Annotated in this window: 16 protein-coding genes; 14 read left to right on the forward strand and 2 right to left on the reverse strand. The window is 41.4% G+C overall.

All coding sequences use genetic code 11. The features are described 5' to 3' along the window. The 12 genes from BKO01S_RS03980 (at position 1) to cobO (ending at position 12242) form a co-directional block, all read left to right on the forward strand. The gene (locus BKO01S_RS03980) at positions 1–714 is read left to right on the forward strand and encodes a HoxN/HupN/NixA family nickel/cobalt transporter (RefSeq protein WP_066048941.1); all 714 of its coding nucleotides are present in this window, start codon (positions 1–3) and stop codon (positions 712–714) included. Further along, positions 715–2289 (forward strand): precorrin-3B C(17)-methyltransferase, encoded by a 1575-nt coding sequence (gene cobJ, locus BKO01S_RS03985; protein ID WP_066048944.1) that lies wholly within the window; start codon positions 715–717, stop codon positions 2287–2289. A gap of 353 nt (positions 2290–2642) precedes the next feature. After that, positions 2643–3578 carry a sirohydrochlorin chelatase gene (locus tag BKO01S_RS03990; RefSeq protein WP_066048947.1) on the forward strand — a complete coding sequence of 312 codons (936 nt, stop codon included), beginning with the start codon at positions 2643–2645 and terminating at the stop codon, positions 3576–3578. After that, positions 3575–4351, forward strand: coding sequence for a precorrin-6A reductase (gene cobK, locus BKO01S_RS03995; RefSeq protein WP_066048951.1), 777 nt, complete (start codon positions 3575–3577; stop codon positions 4349–4351). Before BKO01S_RS03990 ends, cobK begins: the two co-directional genes overlap by 4 nt. After that, positions 4341–4988, forward strand: coding sequence for a precorrin-8X methylmutase (locus BKO01S_RS04000; RefSeq protein WP_066048952.1), 648 nt, complete (start codon positions 4341–4343; stop codon positions 4986–4988). Before cobK ends, BKO01S_RS04000 begins: the two co-directional genes overlap by 11 nt. A gap of 4 nt (positions 4989–4992) precedes the next feature. Beyond that, entirely contained in the window at positions 4993–6093 is a 1101-nt protein-coding gene (locus BKO01S_RS04005) for a cobalt-precorrin-5B (C(1))-methyltransferase (protein WP_066048955.1), read from the forward strand. After that, on the forward strand, positions 6090–7301 hold the full coding sequence (locus tag BKO01S_RS04010; RefSeq protein WP_066048958.1) for a bifunctional cobalt-precorrin-7 (C(5))-methyltransferase/cobalt-precorrin-6B (C(15))-methyltransferase: 1212 nt from the start codon (positions 6090–6092) through the stop codon (positions 7299–7301). Before BKO01S_RS04005 ends, BKO01S_RS04010 begins: the two co-directional genes overlap by 4 nt. Further along, a complete protein-coding gene (gene cobI, locus BKO01S_RS04015; protein WP_066048961.1) occupies positions 7295–7996 on the forward strand; it encodes a precorrin-2 C(20)-methyltransferase in 702 nt (233 codons plus the stop codon). The genes BKO01S_RS04010 and cobI overlap by 7 nt, the downstream gene beginning before the upstream one ends. Continuing rightward, positions 7993–8766: a precorrin-4 C(11)-methyltransferase gene (gene cobM, locus BKO01S_RS04020; RefSeq protein ID WP_066048963.1), complete on the forward strand. Its 774-nt coding sequence runs from the start codon at positions 7993–7995 to the stop codon at positions 8764–8766. The genes cobI and cobM overlap by 4 nt, the downstream gene beginning before the upstream one ends. Beyond that, positions 8766–9887 (forward strand): cobalt-precorrin 5A hydrolase, encoded by a 1122-nt coding sequence (locus tag BKO01S_RS04025; protein ID WP_066048966.1) that lies wholly within the window; start codon positions 8766–8768, stop codon positions 9885–9887. Before cobM ends, BKO01S_RS04025 begins: the two co-directional genes overlap by 1 nt. A gap of 18 nt (positions 9888–9905) precedes the next feature. Continuing rightward, complete coding sequence (locus BKO01S_RS04030) at positions 9906–11285, forward strand: cobyrinic acid a,c-diamide synthase CobB (protein WP_066048969.1); 1380 nt, start codon at positions 9906–9908, stop codon at positions 11283–11285. Positions 11286–11705: 420 nt separating this feature from the next. After that, positions 11706–12242, forward strand: a complete 537-nt coding sequence (gene cobO / locus BKO01S_RS04035; RefSeq protein WP_066048973.1) for a cob(I)yrinic acid a,c-diamide adenosyltransferase — start codon at positions 11706–11708, stop codon at positions 12240–12242. Positions 12243–12271: 29 nt separating this feature from the next. On the opposite strand, the gene BKO01S_RS04040 is transcribed toward cobO, so the two are convergent. Next, positions 12272–12688: a MarR family winged helix-turn-helix transcriptional regulator gene (locus BKO01S_RS04040; RefSeq protein WP_066048976.1), complete on the reverse strand. Its 417-nt coding sequence runs from the start codon at positions 12686–12688 to the stop codon at positions 12272–12274. Between the two features lie 151 nt (positions 12689–12839). Here BKO01S_RS04040 and BKO01S_RS04045 point away from each other — a divergent pair, with 151 nt between their 5' ends. Both BKO01S_RS04045 and BKO01S_RS04050 read left to right on the forward strand, forming a co-directional pair. Further along, entirely contained in the window at positions 12840–13319 is a 480-nt protein-coding gene (locus tag BKO01S_RS04045; RefSeq protein WP_066048980.1) for a DUF2798 domain-containing protein, read from the forward strand. A 122-nt stretch (positions 13320–13441) separates the two neighbouring features. After that, positions 13442–18031: a lamin tail domain-containing metallophosphoesterase family protein gene (locus BKO01S_RS04050; protein ID WP_066048983.1), complete on the forward strand. Its 4590-nt coding sequence runs from the start codon at positions 13442–13444 to the stop codon at positions 18029–18031. A gap of 54 nt (positions 18032–18085) precedes the next feature. On the opposite strand, the gene BKO01S_RS04055 is transcribed toward BKO01S_RS04050, so the two are convergent. Continuing rightward, entirely contained in the window at positions 18086–18445 is a 360-nt protein-coding gene (locus BKO01S_RS04055; RefSeq protein ID WP_066049581.1) for a Lin0512 family protein, read from the reverse strand. Between the last annotated feature and the right edge of the window lie 341 nt (positions 18446–18786).

Consider the following 18786-nt stretch of genomic DNA (forward strand, 5'->3'; position numbering starts at 1 on the left):
ATGGAACTTATCATGTTTGCCCTGCTTGCTGTTTTTATTGGAATGAGGCATGGAATGGACGGCGATCATGTAGCAGCCATTGCTGACATGGTCGGGAGTGAACAACGAAAGAAGAGACAACTCACTCTAGGAGTGATGTATGCCCTTGGTCATGGAATGATCGTTATGGTCATTGGTGTTCTCTTTATCTATATTGGTTTACAGCTTCCTGACACAACCAAACAAATTCTAGAAATTCTCGTAAGCTTTACCCTTATTGTCCTGGGTATGTTTATTATCTGGTCTATTTTTCAACAAAAGAAAGATTACGAGTATAAGAGTCGAATAAGGATTGTCATTGAATTTTTCACTAACATGGCAAATAGGCTGAAATCTGATACTAAAAACACTCATTTTTCACCTGCAAAACTCGGGGCAATTGGAGCATTAATTATTGGAATTCTTCACGGAATTGGTGTAGAAAGCCCGACGCAAATCGCGATTATTTCAAATGCGGTGGGGCTTGATAATATCACTGTGGCACTCCTGCAACTGACCCTATTCGTCATTGGTTTGCTCATCGCAACAATTGGCATAACGTTTTGTCTGTCTTGGGGATTTATGAAAGCAAGAGTGAAAGACAGGCTGTTCTTACTCTTAGGTTCGGTAACAGGTGCCTATAGCTTAGGATTAGGGATTTTTATGATGGTGGAATTAGTGAAAGGAGGAGCGTAATTGAAAGGAAAACTGTTAGTTATTGGTTTTGGTCCCGGAAGTGAGGAGCATATAACGAAACGTGCAAGAACAGCTCTTCAAGAAAGTGATATGATCATCGGCTACAAAACCTATGTAGACCTGATTGAAGGACTATTAAATGGACAAGAAATTATTAGTACAGGCATGACCGAAGAAGTAAGCCGAGCTCAAGAGGCCGTAAGACAAGCAGAACTCGGAAAAAAAGTGGCTGTCATCTCCAGTGGGGATGCAGGAGTGTACGGAATGGCTGGCCTCGTTTACGAAGTATTGGTTGAAAAGGGCTGGAAGCAAGATACAGGTGTTGAGGTCGAAGTAATTCCAGGGATATCAGCGATTAATTCATGCGCTTCCCTATTAGGTGCCCCTGTCATGCATGATGCCTGTACGATTAGTTTAAGTGATCATCTTACTCCGTGGAGCTTAATTGAACAACGAATTGAAGCAGCCGCACAAGCAGACTTTGTGATTGCCTTATATAACCCAATGAGTGGAAGAAGAACCAGACAAATTGTTGAAGCGCAACGGATTTTACTAAAATACCGCTCGCCGGAAACACCTGTAGGGCTCGTAAAAAGTGCGTATCGTGATCGCCAAAGCATAACGCGTACCACATTAGAAGACATGATGAACCATGAAATAGGGATGTTAACAACCGTCCTGATTGGAAACTCATCTACGTTTTACTATGATGACTTAATGATTACCCCAAGAGGATATCAGCGAAAGTATACATTAAGCCAAAAGGAACAACCATTGAAGCCCCATCAACGCTTGAAAAAAGAAGCAGAGCCATGGGCACTCGAGCAGGTGACGAATACCTCATCTAGAGCCATAGCCGATGAAGCATTACAGCTGATTTTAGGTGAGAATACCAAACAGACAGAGTACATTCAACAACCGATTCAATCCATCTTTGAGGTTTCGGTAAGTCCTGGTGTTGCAAATAAAAAATTCACCCCAAAACAAATGATGACACTGGCGGAAATTGTTGGAGAAGACGGAAGCATGGAATACACACAAGACCATCATATTAAACTTCAAGTCCCAACCACAAATCCAGATCAGGTGGTGGCTGAGCTTGAGAAGGTAGGTTTTCTTCTTGCCCCTGTTGGTGATGTGTTGACTCTAAAGGCATGTGACTTCTGTGAAGGAGAAAAGAAGGATTCCATTCCTTATGCAGAGTCGTTGCAAGCTAGACTTGGAGGAATGGAACTGCCTAAGGAAATGAAAATCGGCTTTAACGGATGCGGGATGGCATGTTTTGGTGCCGTTCGCGAAGATATCGGCATCGTCTTTCGTAAAGGAGCCTTTGATTTATTTTTAGGTGGAAAAACCATTGGCAGAAACGCACACTCCGGACAAATTGTCGCAGAAGGGATTTCTCCAGATGAAATCGTCGAACTCGTGGATAGAATCGTTCAGGAATACAAAGAAAAAGGCCACCCAAATGAGCGTTTCCATAAATTCTTTAAGCGGGTGAAAAACGTTTGCGGCTTTGAATTTCAGGATGTGTCCCCTTCGTTAAAAATAGAGCTTGCACCTTGCGGGGATTAAGGAAGCTGTACTCGGGCTTACTATTTATGAATGACGTTACGGAGCAATTTACTTGAGCAAACGTTCTTCATCCAGCTTATAAAAGACGTTACGGAGCAATTTACTTGAGCAAACGTTCTTCATCCGGCTTATGAAAGACGTTACGGAGCGATTTACTTGGGCAAACGTTCTTCATCCGGGTTATGAAAGACGTTATGAAGCGATTTACTTGAGCAAACGTTCTTCATCCGGCTTATGAAGGACGTTATGGAGAGATTTACCTGAGATAACGTTCTTCATCAAATTACGAAAACAATTAAATGAAAAAAGCCAGCCATAAAAAGTCAAAAAACATACTATTCAAGGGGGAAAATATGAAAGCTATACTTTTTGTTGGACACGGCAGCAGAGACCACGAAGGCAATGATCAAATCCGGGAATTTATTCAGAACTTAAGACCAAATGTAGATGAATCCATCCTCGTTGAAACATGTTTTCTAGAGTTCGAGAGACCAACCGTTGGACAGGGTATTGACTTGTGTGTAGAAAAAGGTGCTACGGATATCGCAGTGATCCCGATTATGCTCCTTCAAGCGGGACACTCCAAAATTCACATCCCTGGTGCGATTGACGAAGCAAAGGAAAAATATCCGCATGTTTCGTTTACATACGGAAGACCGATCGGAATTCATGAAGAGGCTCTAAACATTCTACAAACAAGATTAATAGAGGCAGGAGAAGACCTCGACTTGCCTTCTGACAATACAGCCATCCTCCTCCTAGGACGAGGGGGAAGTGATCCAGACGCCAATAGTGATTTATATAAGATTGGGAGATTGCTATGGGAAAAAACCAAGTATACGATCGTTGAACCAGCTTTTATGGGGGTTACTGATCCTCTAGTGAACGCAGGAATTGAACGATGTATCAAGCTTGGAGCAAAGAAAGTAGTGATTTTACCATATTTTCTTTTCACAGGAATCTTAATTAAAAGACTAGAAGAGCTAGTTAGTGAGTTTCAACAAAGTTACCCAGATATTGAATTCCAACTCGCTGGGTATTTTGGATTTCATCCTAAATTACAAACGATTTTATTAGACCGAGCAGAAGAAGCACTTCAAGGTGATGTGAAAATGAACTGTGATACATGCCAATACCGCATCAATGCAATGGAGTTTATCGATCATCATCACCATCACGAACACGACCATGATCACGGTCATCACCACGACCACCACCATCATCACCATCATGACCATGAGCATCATCACCACCATCACGATGAGGTAAAGGCAGGGAATACTAAGTGATTTTCATGTTAGCAGGAACAAGCGATGCTAGAGCTCTTGCACTCGATATTAAAAATGAAGGCCATCAACTCCTTACAACAGTAGTAACAGAAAATGCCGCAGCGGAAATGACTAAGGCGGGAATTCCCGTCCATGTTGGTCGACTACCTGTTGATGAAATGATCCGACTTATTCAAGAACATAGAGCTACTATAGTGGTCGACGCCAGCCATCCATTTGCTGAGGAAGCTTCAAAAAATGCCATGGAAGCGGCGAAACAACTAGGTCTTCCATATATTCGTTACGAACGAGAGTCACAATCGTTTGATTACGAAAAGTTAACGGTTGTTTCATCCTACAAGGAAGCAGCGAAAATAGCCGCAACCAAACAAGGCGTTGTCATGTTAACGACCGGAAGCAAGACCCTTCAAGTGTTTACAGAGGAATTACTAGACAAACCGGATATTCGTCTTATAGCCCGAATGCTTCCCCGACTAGATAATATGGAGAAATGCGAGCAGCTTGGGTTTCCACAAAAGAACATTATCGCCATCCAAGGACCCTTCTCTAAAGATTTTGATCAAGCACTTTATAAACAATATGGAGTCACCGTCATGATCACAAAAGAAAGTGGTAAGGTGGGATCAGTCGATGAAAAAGTAGAGGCAGCCAAGGAGTTAGGCATCGAAATTATTATGATCGCGAGACCTAAAATGGACTACGGCGTAAGCTTTTCAGAGTTCCCACCAATTATAAATTTATTAAAAAAAGGAGAAGGAATACATGGACTTTAAAACAGAGTTTAAACCATTAACCGTTCAACCAGAAGAAATTGAAGGCATTAGCTTTCAAATGATCGACGATGAAGTTGGAGAGCATCATTACACTCCAGAACAATATCGCGTGGTCCAACGAGTGATTCATGCTTCAGCCGATTTTGAACTAGGAAAAAGTCTCTTATTTCATCCAAAAGCAATGGAAGCAGGAATTAAAGCCATTCGTAGTGGGAAAAAAGTTGTGGCTGACGTACAAATGGTGCAATCAGGGGTAAACAAAACAAGAATTGAAAAATTCGGTGGGGAAGTAAATGTATATATTTCTGACCCTGACGTCATGAAGGAAGCTAAACGCTTAAACACGACTCGAGCGATTATTGCAACGAGAAAAGCAATTAAAGAAGCAGAAGGTGGAATCTTTGCCATCGGAAATGCGCCAACCGCTTTGTTAGAACTGATTCGCCTAATTAAAGAAGAAGATGCTAAGCCTGGTCTCATCATTGGCTTACCAGTTGGGTTCGTATCAGCTGCTGAATCAAAGGAAGAGCTTGCAAAGCTCAATGTCCCATTTATAACAAATATCGGTAGAAAAGGCGGAAGTACTGTTACTGTTGCCGCCTTAAATGCGATATCTATTTTAGCCGAACAGGTATAAAACGATGGCCGAGCAAGTAAAAGAGGAGAAAAAGCTAAGGGAAGGCTACACAACGGGAGCTTGTGCCACAGCTGCAACGAAGGCGGCACTCATCGCATTAATCACCGGGGAGGAACAAACAGAGTCAACCATTTTCCTCCCTGTTGGTCGCTTTGTTACCTTTGCCATTGAGAGCTGCCAAGCTGCCCACACCAAAGGGGAAGCTACTGTTATCAAGGATGGCGGTGACGACCCGGATGCCACCCATGAAGCACAAATCATCTCTACCGTCACATGGTCAAATGAACCGGGAATCGTACTTGATGGAGGGATTGGAGTCGGAAGGGTAACGAAACCTGGTCTACCTGTCCCAGTTGGTGAGGCAGCCATCAATCCTGTCCCTCGAAAAATGATTCACGGTGTGGCCGAGGAAGTATTACAGACTTATGGAGTGAAAAAAGGAATCAAAATTGTTATTTCTGTACCCGCTGGGGAAGAAATTGCAAAAAAAACATTAAATGGCCGATTAGGTATTCTTGGCGGGATTTCGATTTTAGGAACGAGAGGAATTGTCGTTCCCTTTTCTACATCTGCTTATAAAGCTAGTATCGTTCAAGCGATTAGTGTGGCCCGTGCGAGTGGGTGCGAACAAATTGTCATCACTACGGGTGGTCGGAGTGAAAAATATGCAATGAAGCAGTATCCCGAGTTACCGGAAGAAGCATTTGTAGAAATGGGAGACTTCGTCGGATTTTCTCTAAAACAATGCAAAAAGCAAGGGGCAAAAAAGGTTTCAATGGTTGGAATGATGGGCAAGTTTTCCAAAGTGGCGCAAGGAGTCATGATGGTTCACTCGAAAAGTGCTCCCATCAATTTCGGGTTTCTGGCTAAAGTGGCGGAACAAGCTGGGGCACACGGAGAACTTGTGAATGAAATCAAGGGAGCTAATACAGCCTCACAGGTCGGGGATATGATGTCAGAGTCTGGTTATCATCAATTTTTTGACTTACTTTGTGGCTCATGCTGTGAAGAAGCATTAAAGGAAGTAAATGGTGATTTGGAAGTGGATACGACCATTTACACATTAAAAGGTGACTTATTAGGAAAGGCGGTGCGACAAGGATGAAACCTATTAAAATGATTGGAATTGGTGATGACGGGAAGAAAAGTCTTCTTCCGATATACGAAGAGTGGATTTATGAAAGTGAGCTATTAGTTGGGGGAAGTCGGCAGCTAGCTTATTTTCCTGACTACACAGGTGAAACACTTCCCATTGAAGGCGGCCTTTCGCGCTTAGTGGAAAGATTACAGAACGAAACAAAGAAGGTAGTCATTTTGGCATCTGGAGATCCCTTGTTTTTTGGAATCGGAAGCTATCTCTCTAGCAAGCTCGATTTAAAAATTTATCCTTACTTGAGCTCAATTCAATTAGCCTTTGCAAAAATAGGAGAACGCTGGCAGGATGCCCATTTGGAGAGTGTCCATGGGAGAACGATGAAAGGCTTGGCACAACGGATTGATGGAAAGTCAAAGGTTGCGATTCTCACGGATGCGGAAAATTCTCCAAATAAAATAGCCGAATATCTCCTGTCTTTTGGAATGACCGAATACGAGGTATTTGTTGGAGAAAATTTAGGTGGGGAACATGAAAAAACCGCTTGGTATCAGCTCCAAGATATGAGAGATGTGGAGTTTTCCCCTCTAAATGTGGTGATATTGAAAAAAATGAACAAAGGTCCATCCTGGTCCTTTGGAATTGATGACCAAGAATTTATTCAAAGAAAGCCGGATAAAGGACTGATTACGAAAAAAGAAGTCCGCGTCTTAAGCGTTAGTGCCCTGCAACTAAAAACAGATAGTATTGTGTGGGACATTGGGACCTGTACCGGATCAGTAGCCATAGAAGCAGGAAGAATCGCTCGTGAAGGACAAATTTTTGCCATTGAAAAAAACGAAGCGGACTTAGAAAACTGTAGACAAAATTTAGCAAGATTTCGTGTCGATGCCACGGTCGTACATGGAAAAGCTCCAGATCAATTAGAGGAGTTTCCCTCACCAGATGCCGTATTTATAGGGGGAACAGCAGGTGGGATGGAGGAAATCCTAAGAATTTGCTGTGAGAGGCTGAATCAAAACGGTCGAATTGTGTTAAACGCAGTAACCATCGAAAACTTAGCCGAAGCCATGGCTGCTTTTAAAAAGAATGGTTTCAGTACAGATGTGACACTAGCTCAAATTTCTAGAAGCAAACCTATTTTAGATCTAACTCGCTTCGATGCGTTAAATCCCATTTATATCATTACTGCCAAAAGAGAGGAAGAAGAAACATGTTAGGAACATTGTACGGATTAGGAGTTGGACCAGGAGATCCCGAGCTAATTACGGTAAAAGCCTTTCGTCGATTAAAGGAGTCTCCAGTTATTGCTTACCCGAAAAAACAAAGAGGCAGCAAAAGCTACGCACATAAGATCATCGATGTTTATTTTCAACCAGATGAAAAAGAAATGCTCGGTCTTGTATTTCCAATGACCAAGGATCCAGAAATTTTAGATAGAAAGTGGTCGGAAACAGTAGAACTAGTATGGGAAAAGGTTCAGGAAGGAAAGGATGTTGCCTTCGTAACAGAAGGAGATCCCCTTTTATATAGTACATTCATTCATATGATGCGCCTTATGCAGGAGCGACACCCAGAAGTACCCATTGAAGTCGTACCAGGAATTTCATCCTTTAACGGTGCCGCATCCCGGCTAGGAATTGCCTTAGCTGATGGTGACGACCATATTGCCATTGTTCCTGCAAGAGATGACTATGAAACCATGAAAAAAGTGATTCAAGAAAATGATTGTGTCATTTTTATCAAAGTCGCAAAGGTCATTGATGTAATGTTACACGTTCTTCGAGATTTGGATTTATTACATAAAGCTTCTGTTGTTACGAAAGTTACGTCTGACGAGGAAATTATTTGGAACGCAGCTGACCTTGACGGTGCAGAGCTCGAATACTTAACGTTAATGGTGGTGAGAAAATGAAGCTGTATATCATTGGTGCTGGACCAGGAGATCCCGATTTAATTACGGTAAAGGGATTAAAGCTTTTACAAGAGGCAGATGTAGTTTTATACGCGGATTCGCTTGTGAACGAAGAGTTAATTAATAAATCAAAACCAACGGCTGAAGTGATGAAAACAGCTGGAATGCATCTTGATGAAATGGTAGACATCATGGTCGACCGAATTCGTGCTGGTCTTAAGGTGGTTCGTGTTCACACAGGTGATCCGGCTGTATACGGAGCGATTATGGAGCAAATGACTCTATTAAAGAAAGCGGGAATTGAAGTTGAGATTGTTCCTGGAGTCAGCTCCGTGTTTGCTGCGGCAGCTGCGGCCCAGGCAGAACTAACTATCCCGGATTTAACGCAAACTGTCATTTTAACTAGAGCAGAAGGGAGAACACCTGTTCCTGAATTTGAAAAACTTCGTGATCTTGCAAGTCATCATAGTACGATTGCTCTTTTCTTAAGTGCTACGTTAACTAAGAAAGTGATGAAGGAATTTATCGATGCTGGGTGGAGCAAGGATACCCCAGTTATTGTTGTCTACAAAGCCTCCTGGCCAGATGAACAAATTGTTCGAACGACGGTTGAACATTTGGATGATGATATGCGTAAAAACGGGATTCGTAAACAGGCGATGATCCTAGCAGGCTGGGCATTAGACGAAAAAATACATGATAAAAACTACCGCTCAAAGCTGTATGATCAAAGCTTTACACATGGCTTTAGACGTGGGGTGAAGCCGTGATGATTGCTTTAAAAGAAGGAGAATTTGCTTCTATTAATCAAACTGGAGAATACGCGATTGTTGCCATTACAAAGCATGGAGTCGAGATTGCTAGAAAGCTAGCACCTTCTCTACAGAACGCTGATCTGTATTATATGAGTAAATTTGAAAAGGGAGACGAACAGGACTGTGGAATACAGATGTTTTCCGGAAGCGTTCGTCTTCTATTTCCTTCTCTTTTTCAAGCTTATAAAGGTCTGATCATCATTGTCTCCTTAGGGGCAGTTGTTCGAATGATTGCTCCACTTTTAGTAGATAAAAAGGTTGACCCTGCCGTAGTCGTAATAGATGATAAAGCAGAGCACGTGATTAGTGTCTTATCAGGGCATATTGGCGGAGCAAATGAGCTAACAAAGGAAGTAGCTGCGATATTAGGAGCTCGTCCGGTGATTACCACTGCCTCTGATGTACAAAGAACAATTCCTGTTGATTTGTTCGGAAAACGATTTGGTTGGGTGTGGGAGTCTGCTGAGAAGCTAACACCTGTAAGCGCATCGGTGGTAAATGAGGAAACAGTCGCCGTAGTCCAAGAATCAGGGGAAAAGGGCTGGTGGACATATGATCGGCCACTCCCAGAAAATATTAAGGTGTATTCTAGTATCTTAGAAGCCTTGGTTACCAAGCCTCAGGCAGCACTTGTGATTACGCATCGATTCCTAGATAAAGAGGAACAAGCTATCTTAGATAATGGCGTACTGTACCGCCCCAAGGTCATTGCATTAGGCATTGGCTGTAATCGAGGGACATCAAAGGAAGAAATCGAATCAGTGATTCAAGAAACATTGGCTGAGCTTCGTTATTCTATAAAAAGTGTGAAGGCAATCTGCTCCATTGATCTAAAAAAAGACGAGCAAGGGTTACTAGAGATCACTGACCAATACGGATGGGAATACGTAACCTATTCTCCTGAACAGCTAAACAATGTACCTATCGCTAATCCGTCAGATACGGTATTTAAGTTTACAGGAGCGTACGGAGTGAGTGAACCCGCTTGCTTGCTCTACTCTGGAGCACCGAAACCCATACTTGAGAAGAAAAAATCAGGCAATGTCACTATTTCTGTTGCTCTAATTCACTACTAAAAGAAAGGAGGACATAACATGTCTAAAAGAAGATTAGTCATTGCCGGAACAGGGAGCGGTGTCGGGAAAACGACCTTAACCATCGGACTCATGTCAGCTTTTAAGAAAAAAGGGCTGGTGGTTCAAGGGTTTAAGTGTGGACCTGATTACATCGACCCGAGCTATCATACAGCTGTAACCGGAAGGCCATCAAGAAACCTGGATAGCTGGATGCTCAACCACGAACTTGTAAAAGAGATCGCTAATCGAGGCAGTGAAGGAGCCGATATCTCGATTATCGAGGGAGTCATGGGGTTTTATGACGGGAAAAATCCGACTTCCAATGATGGCACGACGGCAGAGATTAGTGTGATTACACAAAGTCCTGTTGTTCTGGTCGTTAACTGTGCGAGTATGGCCCGCAGCGCTGCGGCCATCGTAAAAGGGTTTCAAACCTTTAGTGATGACGTGAATATCGTAGCTGTCATTGCCAACCGAGTGGGAAGCGTTGGACATTACAAACTAGTCAAAGCAGCAGTCGAACAAGAGTGTGGGATTCCTGTGATTGGCTACTTAAAAAGGGAGGATGAGTTATCTATTCCCGAAAGACATCTTGGATTAATTCCCTCCATCGAACGTGGAGAACTCGAACCATTTTTTCAAAAGATAGGAGATTTAGTGCTTGAAACGATTGATGTTGACAAGCTTTATGATTTAGCACAAGCACCTGAGATTGTGGTTCAAGAAGAACAGCTTGGAATAAAAAAGGCCAAAGATATACGCATAGCTATTGCCAGAGATGCAGCTTTTAATTTTTATTATCAAGAAAACCTGGAAATGCTAGAATCATACGGAGCAGAGCTAGTTGAGTTTTCCCCATTAAACGGAGAGTGTCTACCAGAGCATGTGGATGGGCTATACATAGGCGGAGGATTCCCAGAGGAGTTCGTACAAGAATTATCACAGTTCAACGAGGTCAAGTATTCTATAAAAATAGCAATTGAGAACGGTTTGCCAACCCTAGCAGAGTGTGGGGGATTTATGTATTTAACTGATGCAATTGGAACCACAGAGGGTCAAAGTTATCCCATGATTGGACTCATTCCTGGAGTCGTTCAAATGCACAAGAAGCTAGCTGCCCTTGGTTACAGGGAAATCAGCGGAGAAGAAGGAAACATGCTGTTTAAACATAATCTTCACGCAAAAGGACACGAGTTTCATTACTCTACTTTTCAACCTTCAAGTGAGTTACCTTCAGCTTATCAAACCAAAGGCATGCGTGGGTTGAAAAAGGAAGGTTTCTTAACTAGAAATCTAGTTGCAGGCTACACACATCTGCACTTTGGATCCTGCCCAGAAATAGTAGAGAACTGGGTGGAACTTTGTCGGAAGGAAAAAGAAAGTAGATCGAGGGTTTAGTATCTAATTAGAGGACAGGGCAATATTTAGTGCCCTGGGAATCCAGATATTAGGGAAACCAGGGAACTATGTTCAGATTTAGCACCCTTAAAATCCAGATATTAGGAGAATGAGGGCGCTATATTTAGATTTGACGCCCTGGGAATCCAGATATTAGGGAAACCAGGGGACTATGTTCAGATTTAGCGCCCTCAAAGTCCAGATATTAGGAGAACGAGGGCACTAAATTCAGATTTGACACCCTTGAAATCCAGATATTAGGAGAACGAGGGCACTAAATTCAGATTTGACGTCCCTGAAATCCAGATTTTAGTAGAATGAGGTAACTGAATTCAGATTTGACAGCCTTAAAATCCGAATATTAGTAGAATCGGGGGACTACATTCAAATTAGGTTCCCTAACACAAAGGAGGTTACTATATGTCTCAACGTGGGCTAACTCTCGTCTACACAGGAAATGGAAAGGGCAAGACCACGGCTGCCCTCGGACTTGCTATTCGTGCGAAAGGCCGGGGAAAACGCGTCTTGGTTCTTCAATTTATTAAATCACCTACCAGGACGTATGGAGAAAAAATCATGTTTGACCAGATAGGGATCGAGATGCAGCAATTGGGAATTGGCTTTACATGGACCAAAACCCCGGAAGAGCATAGAGAAGCGTTACAAAAAGCGTGGGCTTTGACAAAAAACAAAGTTTACAACGGCGAATATGACCTTGTCATCCTAGACGAGTTAAACAACGCCCTTGCAATCGAAAAGTTTCCCATTGAGGATGTGCTCCCTATAGAAGAAGTCACCAAACTCATAAAAGAGCGACCCGAAGCTATGCATCTTGTAATAACAGGGCGTTCGGCACGACAAGAAATACTTGAGCTTGCCGACCTGGTTACCGAAATGAAAGAGGTCAAACATTACTATGAGGATGGAATACCTGCCGTAAAAGGGATCGAATTTTAAAAAGAAAGCTAACTAGTAGGAAGAGAATCTCAGCTTCTATACCAGTTAGCTTTTAATATTTCCTTTAAGAGTTCCACTTTTTCTGCCCCTAAAGTTTCTACGATTTCCTTTACAATATCCTCTTTAATTGAAGTCATCTCTTTGCAGCAATCTAATCCTTTCGTTGTTAACTGGAGCAATTTTTCGCGTAAATTCTCCTCAGATGCGACTGCGGTAATCAAGTCTTTCTCGATTAATCCCTTTGCACACTTATGGGCCGCCTGTCTAGAGATATTCATTTTTCTGGCTGTTTCGGCAATGGTTAGTTCCTTATTCATTTCAAGGCGAGTCATTAAGTAATACTCTTGCGGTGTCACGTCTTCGTTACCATTCTGTATCCATCTTTGACGAACCTCACCTCTAAGCTGAGCGTGTTTGTCACTGACTAAATCAATCAAGTCACTCATTTTTTTCTCCTAATGCTGTAATTTCTTTCATTGTAACATTTTTTCTAAAACAACGTGTAATTTTAAATGTCAATAAGGTTGACATTTGTGCGATTAACAAGTTAGAATAAACCGTCAACTAAGTTTACGTTTTAAAAAGGAGAGGAAAAGAGTGGGTAAAAACAAAAAAGAACAACTGGTGTTCACAACTCTAACATGTGCATGCATGGTTTTAGGGATGAGCATCTATAACGTATTATTAATGAATGGATTTACATCAAGTGTATTTGTTGATGTGGCGATTGGATTTGTTCCAGCATTTATTGTTGGATTACTATTAGACATTTTTGTAGTAGGAAAAATTTCAAAATCTGTCGTTTCAAAAATCGTGAAACAGGGAGATCCACTAATTAAAAAAATTCTATTTATGTCGTTCTTTATGGTGACGGGAATGGTTTTATTGATGTCCTTTTATGGAGCGGTCATGAATGTAGGTATTACCTCAGAGCTTCCAAGCGCTTATATTAAAGGGGTAGGTTTTAACTTTATTGCCGCCTTACCACTACAGCTTTTGATTGTCGGGCCAATTGTTCGTTTGATTTTTGTAAAAATCTATTCTGAAAAAGGTTCACTATCCCCAGCACAAAACTAACTGGAAAATCTAAACAGTAAATTTACATCCTATTTACAGAACGTTAAAAATGAACAGGTAAAGTTCTTTAGTAGAGGGGAGTCTTAGTTGCTCTCCTTTCTACTAGAAAACGGGGGATGTATATGCGAAGGAAACAAGGAAACACATTTCAGAAGTACTATTCTATTGTACTAAGCACCAGCCTGTTATTAGCAAGTATCGGGACGTCTATCCCAACCAATACTTACGCAGAAGAAACACCGATTTTGGAAGAAAATGAACCCTCTAGCAACACAGAAGGTACTACATTATCTGACCAAAACACCACCACAAAAACAGAACAAAGTAACACCTCTACAACTAGTGAACCAGAAACCACGGTGACAGAAACACCTCAGCAAGAAACGAACTCTACAACAGAAGTGGATTATCAATTGTATCCACCCATTTTAATTACAGAGATTTCCCCAAATTCCAAGGGTTCCGGTACCGATTATTTTGAGTTTATCGAAATCTACAATAATAGTAATCAACCATTACCACTTACAAATTATTCTTTCGTCTATCAGTACACAGATGGAAGTCGAACAGATCTTCCATTCCAGGTTCCTGCTGTAACGGTTGAACCACAGGAAACGGTCGTACTTTGGTTTAATAATGGAGGAAAGACGCTCGAGGAATTTAACACAAATTTTGGGACAAGCCTTCCAAAAGAAGCAGTTGTTGAATTTACGGATGCCTTTCCTGGTTTCGCAAATGGCGGCAATCGGGCAATTACGATTCGCAGTCAAGAAGGAAAGGATTTAATTACCGCTTCGTACCTAGGAAGTGAAAATGATAATAACGGGAACGATATTGCTTTTAAATACCCACTATCTGGTACTTTAATGGATAAGTATAGAACCTTAACAGCACCCACACCTGGTCAGATTGATCCACAACAGGTTCCACCTCAGCCCGTACAATTGCCTGAGGTTCCTAAAGATACGCAAGCCCCAACCATTCAGCACGAACCAATTCCAACTAGCAACACTTTTTCGCCTGTGACGATAGCGGCAAATATTACAGATGATGTAACCGTAGCAAATGCAACCCTCTATTATAAAAATGAAAAAGCGGACATGTACTCCATTGTAACGATGATAAAGGATGGAGAAACCAACGTATTTTCAGCTGACATTCCATTAATTGATGTAGATAGTTCTTTGTCATATTACATAGAAGCATCGGATGGGTTGAACAAGATACAAACAGTGGAATATCGAATCAATGTGGAAACTCCTCCTGTTGATTACAATCAGCTTCCACCATTTTTAGTAACGGAAGTTTTACCAGATTCTACAAATGTTGGCTTGGCGGATGGGTATGAGTTTGTCGAGATTTATAATAACTCATCAAGTCCTGTAAGTCTCAAGGATTATAAGATAAATTACCGGTACTATACGAATGATCCTGGCTCTGATGTTGTATGGGCCTCTGTACCTGACGATGTAGTTATCCCTGCTAAGGAAACACTAGTATTTTGGATCATAAACGAGCAAAACGGTTCAAAAACCGTAGCTGACTTTAACCAGCATTTTCGTACGGATTTAATAGAAAACGAGGATATCGTTCGCATTTATACCAGCGGGATGGCAAATGGTAGTATACGAGGCCTAGTGTTTGCAACGAACACTGGCAAAGAAAGGGCTGTCGCTTATTATAATGATGAATCCAATGTAGATGATACATTTGCAGACAAAGGAATTCAGTATAGGTATCCTACCGATAAAAGTAACAAGATGCATAAGCTAACGATTGAACCAGCAACACCTGGTAGTGTAAGGTCTGTACAAGTTCCAGTAACTCCACGAGAATACCCAGTTGATTCAACCAAGCCGGTAGTTGAAAACCTAACGGACGTCTCATCCGTTAATCAAAAAGAAAATATCGAAGTCATTGCAAAAGCAAGTGATGATAGTGAAGTGAAAACAGTTAAAATCTTTTACAAAATATCAGGTCAAACGGAGTTTACGGAAGCCATTGTGAAAGAAAATTTTGATGATAATTTCTTTCACCAAGTGATATACTCACCAGAGCTTATCGGAAAAGAGTATGTAGACTATTATCTTTTTGCATCCGATGGCACTAATGATGTAATAAGTGAGACATACCGAGTACAGATTACAAACGACTTGGATCAGTCTAGTCTACGCCTAAATATTAAAGAGGGAGAAATGGTAGCTGGGGAAAAAGTAGTTAAAGCAACCTCAACAGTCGATGCTCCTGAAAATGTTCAGGTATCTATCGATGATCAAGAAGTGACAACAAACTTGTATTCCTCTCTGGAACATACGGCTTATCTCGCATTTGAGGCAAATGGACTAAACACCTATTTCCAAAATGCCGTTACAATGGGTGAGGAAATTTTATATTTAATGAATAAAGATTGGCTATCAGCCTGGAAAACATTCTCTGTACCAATTACGCCGGACCGTTTGCAGATAGGAGACAATATCATCACGATCCGTTCAGGAAATAAAGCTTCTCCATTTGAGCTTAGTTCAGCAGAAAATCGGGATGATTATGATCTTCGTAATGTAAGGCTCGTATTAGCAGATGGAACCGTTATTAAGGACACAGCCTTTAACGATCCTGCGCGTATTTTAAAAATGAATGATGCTCATCCCTTTGTTGATTTTCATTTTCAGATTACCGAGGAGCACGCAAGGTCAAAGTCTTTTACGTGGAATACAACTACTGTTACAGATGGGGAACATACACTTACAGTTTCGGACCTTGATGAAGAAGTGAGTGCAACAGTATTAGTCGATAATACCATTCCTACCATCAATACGAATATCAAGGAAGGTAAAACCTATAAAGGGGCCTTTACGATTGAAGCAAAAGCAAAGGATGCTGGTGCTGGGGTTGAGTTGATGGAAGCATTTTTAGACGAGGAACCTATTAAACTACCGCTTGAAACTGCTTCATCAAAGCTCACAGCAGGTGAACACAAACTCTCTATTCAAGCAAAGGATTCAGTTGGGAATACAGCAACAACGATTGTACATTTTTCAGTTGTTAATGAAAATCCAGAGCAGCCAATCAATGAATCCTCCTTTGGAGAAACTCCTGTGAATGGAACCCCTTTACTCAAGGTAAAGGTAGCTGACCCAACCAATGATAAAATGGACGTCTCCTTTTATGAAGGGTTCCAATACGATGCAGGTGATAAATTACAAGTAACAGGCTATTCAAACGTTGCCAATGTGGAGCCACCTAACGAACCATCTCCTCAAGGAGAGGAGATATTTTCAGAGGAGCAAATTTCTCTCACCGCACAGCAAGACGGAAAATATGCAACGAAGGATTCGAGCGAAGGTTTTCCTTATCACCGATTTGATGTCACTGTTGATGAAAAAGTGGATTCAAATGATGTAGTTGAACTTTTTTGGAAAGGAAATTCTCTTCCTGGAAGAAAGGTATCTATGTACGCTTGGAATCATCTGACAAGTAAGTGGCAGTTAATCGATTATAAGATTGCTGGAGAAGAAGATTTTTCGTTAAAAGGACATGTTGAAGTGGAAGCATTTGTTCACGAACGGAAAATCAATGTACTTGTTCAAGACGAGATTCCTACCTCACCAACGGAGTATGACTACACCTTTGTTTGGATGTCGGATACACAATATTACTCGGAAAGTTATCCATATATTTATGAACAGCAAACCAAATGGATTGCAGAGCATCAAGATGATATGAAGATCAAATATGTGTTTCACACAGGGGATCTTGTGAACATCTCAACCGATATGACCCAGTGGAGCCGCGCAAATGAGTATATGATGGTGCTTGATGATCACAACGTTCCTTATGGTGTATTAGCAGGAAATCACGATGTTGATCAAGTTTCTACAGACTATACGAACTATTATCAATATTTTGGCGAAGATCGTTTTATGAATAAACCGTATTATGGTGGATCCTATTTGAATAATCGGGGACATTATGACCTCATCTCGGTAGGCGGAAATGATTATATCATGGTGTATCTAGGATGGGGCGTCACAGATGAAGGGATCCAATGGATAAATGATGTGTTACAAGCTCATCCGGACCGGAAAGCCATTCTAAACTTCCATGAATACCTTCTAGCCACAGGTACACGACACCCACTTGGAGAAAAGCTATACAATGAAATCGTCGTTCCAAACAAAAACGTCATGGCAGTATTAAGCGGACATTATCATGAAGCACAAACACTAATCGATGAAATCGATGACAATGGGGATGGAACACCTGATCGAAAGGTATACCAAATGTTAGCTGACTACCAAGCTGGTCCTGAGGGAGGCCAAGGCTATATGAGGTTATTACATTTTGATGTGGATCAAAATCGTGTGTTCGTCAATACGTACTCTCCATATTTGGATGATTACAATTTTTATAATACGGATACGTATGGTAGCAAAGATGAGTTTGTGATGGATTTAGACCTCGCCGCAGCCGACAAACGAGTGGCAACCGATTATTTTTCCGTTAACATTTACACAGATACCTTAATCGGGGAAGACCGAAATGTAAAAAGCGGGGAAATAGCCGAAACAGTCTGGAAGGGACTTGAGGAGAATCAAACGTATTCCTGGTACGCTGTGGCATCTGATAGATACACAGGGAAAACGACATCACCTATCTGGACCTTTTTGAAGGGAAAGAAGAGGATTAATGAAGGAAAACGAAGGGGCAAATAAGCTAAAAAGGAAAAACGAAGAAGGGCGGAGAATTTAATCTCCGCCCTGTTCTTATTAATAGCCAACCTCAACAGCTGCTACAACTATGTACATTAAATCATTTTTGTCTTCTTTATCAGGAAGAACAATCCCGCTTGTGGTAAGCATGCCGCCATCTTGAACCTGTACGGTCACCTCACCATATGGAAGTACTGCCTTTACTGCTTCAATATCAAGTAACTCCTTGTCACCAGGGACAGCCAATTTGACATTCACCTTCATATTTTCAAGCTTGTTCTCTGGAAGAACGGTACGAATACCAGGCATTGAGTTGAAATGAATCGCATTTTGGACCGCGCGTATAGCTGCTTTCGTCACGTTTTGGCCATGAACATCTATTCCCATTCCTGTTTCAATAAACATAATCTGATCCATGATTTTCCCTACCTTTATCATTTTTCTCCTTTTAAGGATAACGCAAATGACTCATTTAACCAACTATAAGGATGGAACAAACTAATAAAATAGAATAATTTGGTTAATTTATAAAATAAAGCAGTTTTAAAGTGGGAATGAAGACCTTAATCGGAGAAACGGCTGTACCCTCCAAATAAGAGTCCGCATGAAGTCTGATTAGGACTACAATGGTGCCTCCAACTAATTCACTGTCCGAATAACGGTCTGATTAGGACAGCAATAGCAGCTTAAACTGATTCACAGTCCGAATGACGGGCTGATTACGACAGCAACAGCAACGTAAACTGATCCAGAGTCCG

It is taken from the genome of Robertmurraya korlensis NBRC 107688 (assembly GCF_001591645.1).
Taxonomy (GTDB): Bacteria; Bacillota; Bacilli; order Bacillales; family Cytobacillaceae; genus Robertmurraya_A.

Excerpts from the sequence above, each read along its gene's own strand:
- BKO01S_RS04055 (WP_066049581.1), bottom strand. The coding sequence starts at position 18,445 with ATGGATCAGATTATGTTTATTGAAACAGGAATGGGAATAGATGTTCAT.
- BKO01S_RS03980 (WP_066048941.1), top strand. The coding sequence starts at position 1 with ATGGAACTTATCATGTTTGCCCTGCTTGCTGTTTTTATTGGAATGAGG.
- cobO (WP_066048973.1), top strand. The coding sequence starts at position 11,706 with ATGTCTCAACGTGGGCTAACTCTCGTCTACACAGGAAATGGAAAGGGC.
- BKO01S_RS04030 (WP_066048969.1), top strand. The coding sequence starts at position 9,906 with ATGTCTAAAAGAAGATTAGTCATTGCCGGAACAGGGAGCGGTGTCGGG.
- BKO01S_RS04000 (WP_066048952.1), top strand. The coding sequence starts at position 4,341 with ATGGACTTTAAAACAGAGTTTAAACCATTAACCGTTCAACCAGAAGAA.
- BKO01S_RS04005 (WP_066048955.1), top strand. The coding sequence starts at position 4,993 with ATGGCCGAGCAAGTAAAAGAGGAGAAAAAGCTAAGGGAAGGCTACACA.
- BKO01S_RS04025 (WP_066048966.1), top strand. The coding sequence starts at position 8,766 with ATGATTGCTTTAAAAGAAGGAGAATTTGCTTCTATTAATCAAACTGGA.
- BKO01S_RS04010 (WP_066048958.1), top strand. The coding sequence starts at position 6,090 with ATGAAACCTATTAAAATGATTGGAATTGGTGATGACGGGAAGAAAAGT.
- cobI (WP_066048961.1), top strand. The coding sequence starts at position 7,295 with ATGTTAGGAACATTGTACGGATTAGGAGTTGGACCAGGAGATCCCGAG.
- cobM (WP_066048963.1), top strand. The coding sequence starts at position 7,993 with ATGAAGCTGTATATCATTGGTGCTGGACCAGGAGATCCCGATTTAATT.
- BKO01S_RS04040 (WP_066048976.1), bottom strand. The coding sequence starts at position 12,688 with ATGAGTGACTTGATTGATTTAGTCAGTGACAAACACGCTCAGCTTAGA.
- BKO01S_RS03990 (WP_066048947.1), top strand. The coding sequence starts at position 2,643 with ATGAAAGCTATACTTTTTGTTGGACACGGCAGCAGAGACCACGAAGGC.
- BKO01S_RS04050 (WP_066048983.1), top strand. The coding sequence starts at position 13,442 with ATGCGAAGGAAACAAGGAAACACATTTCAGAAGTACTATTCTATTGTA.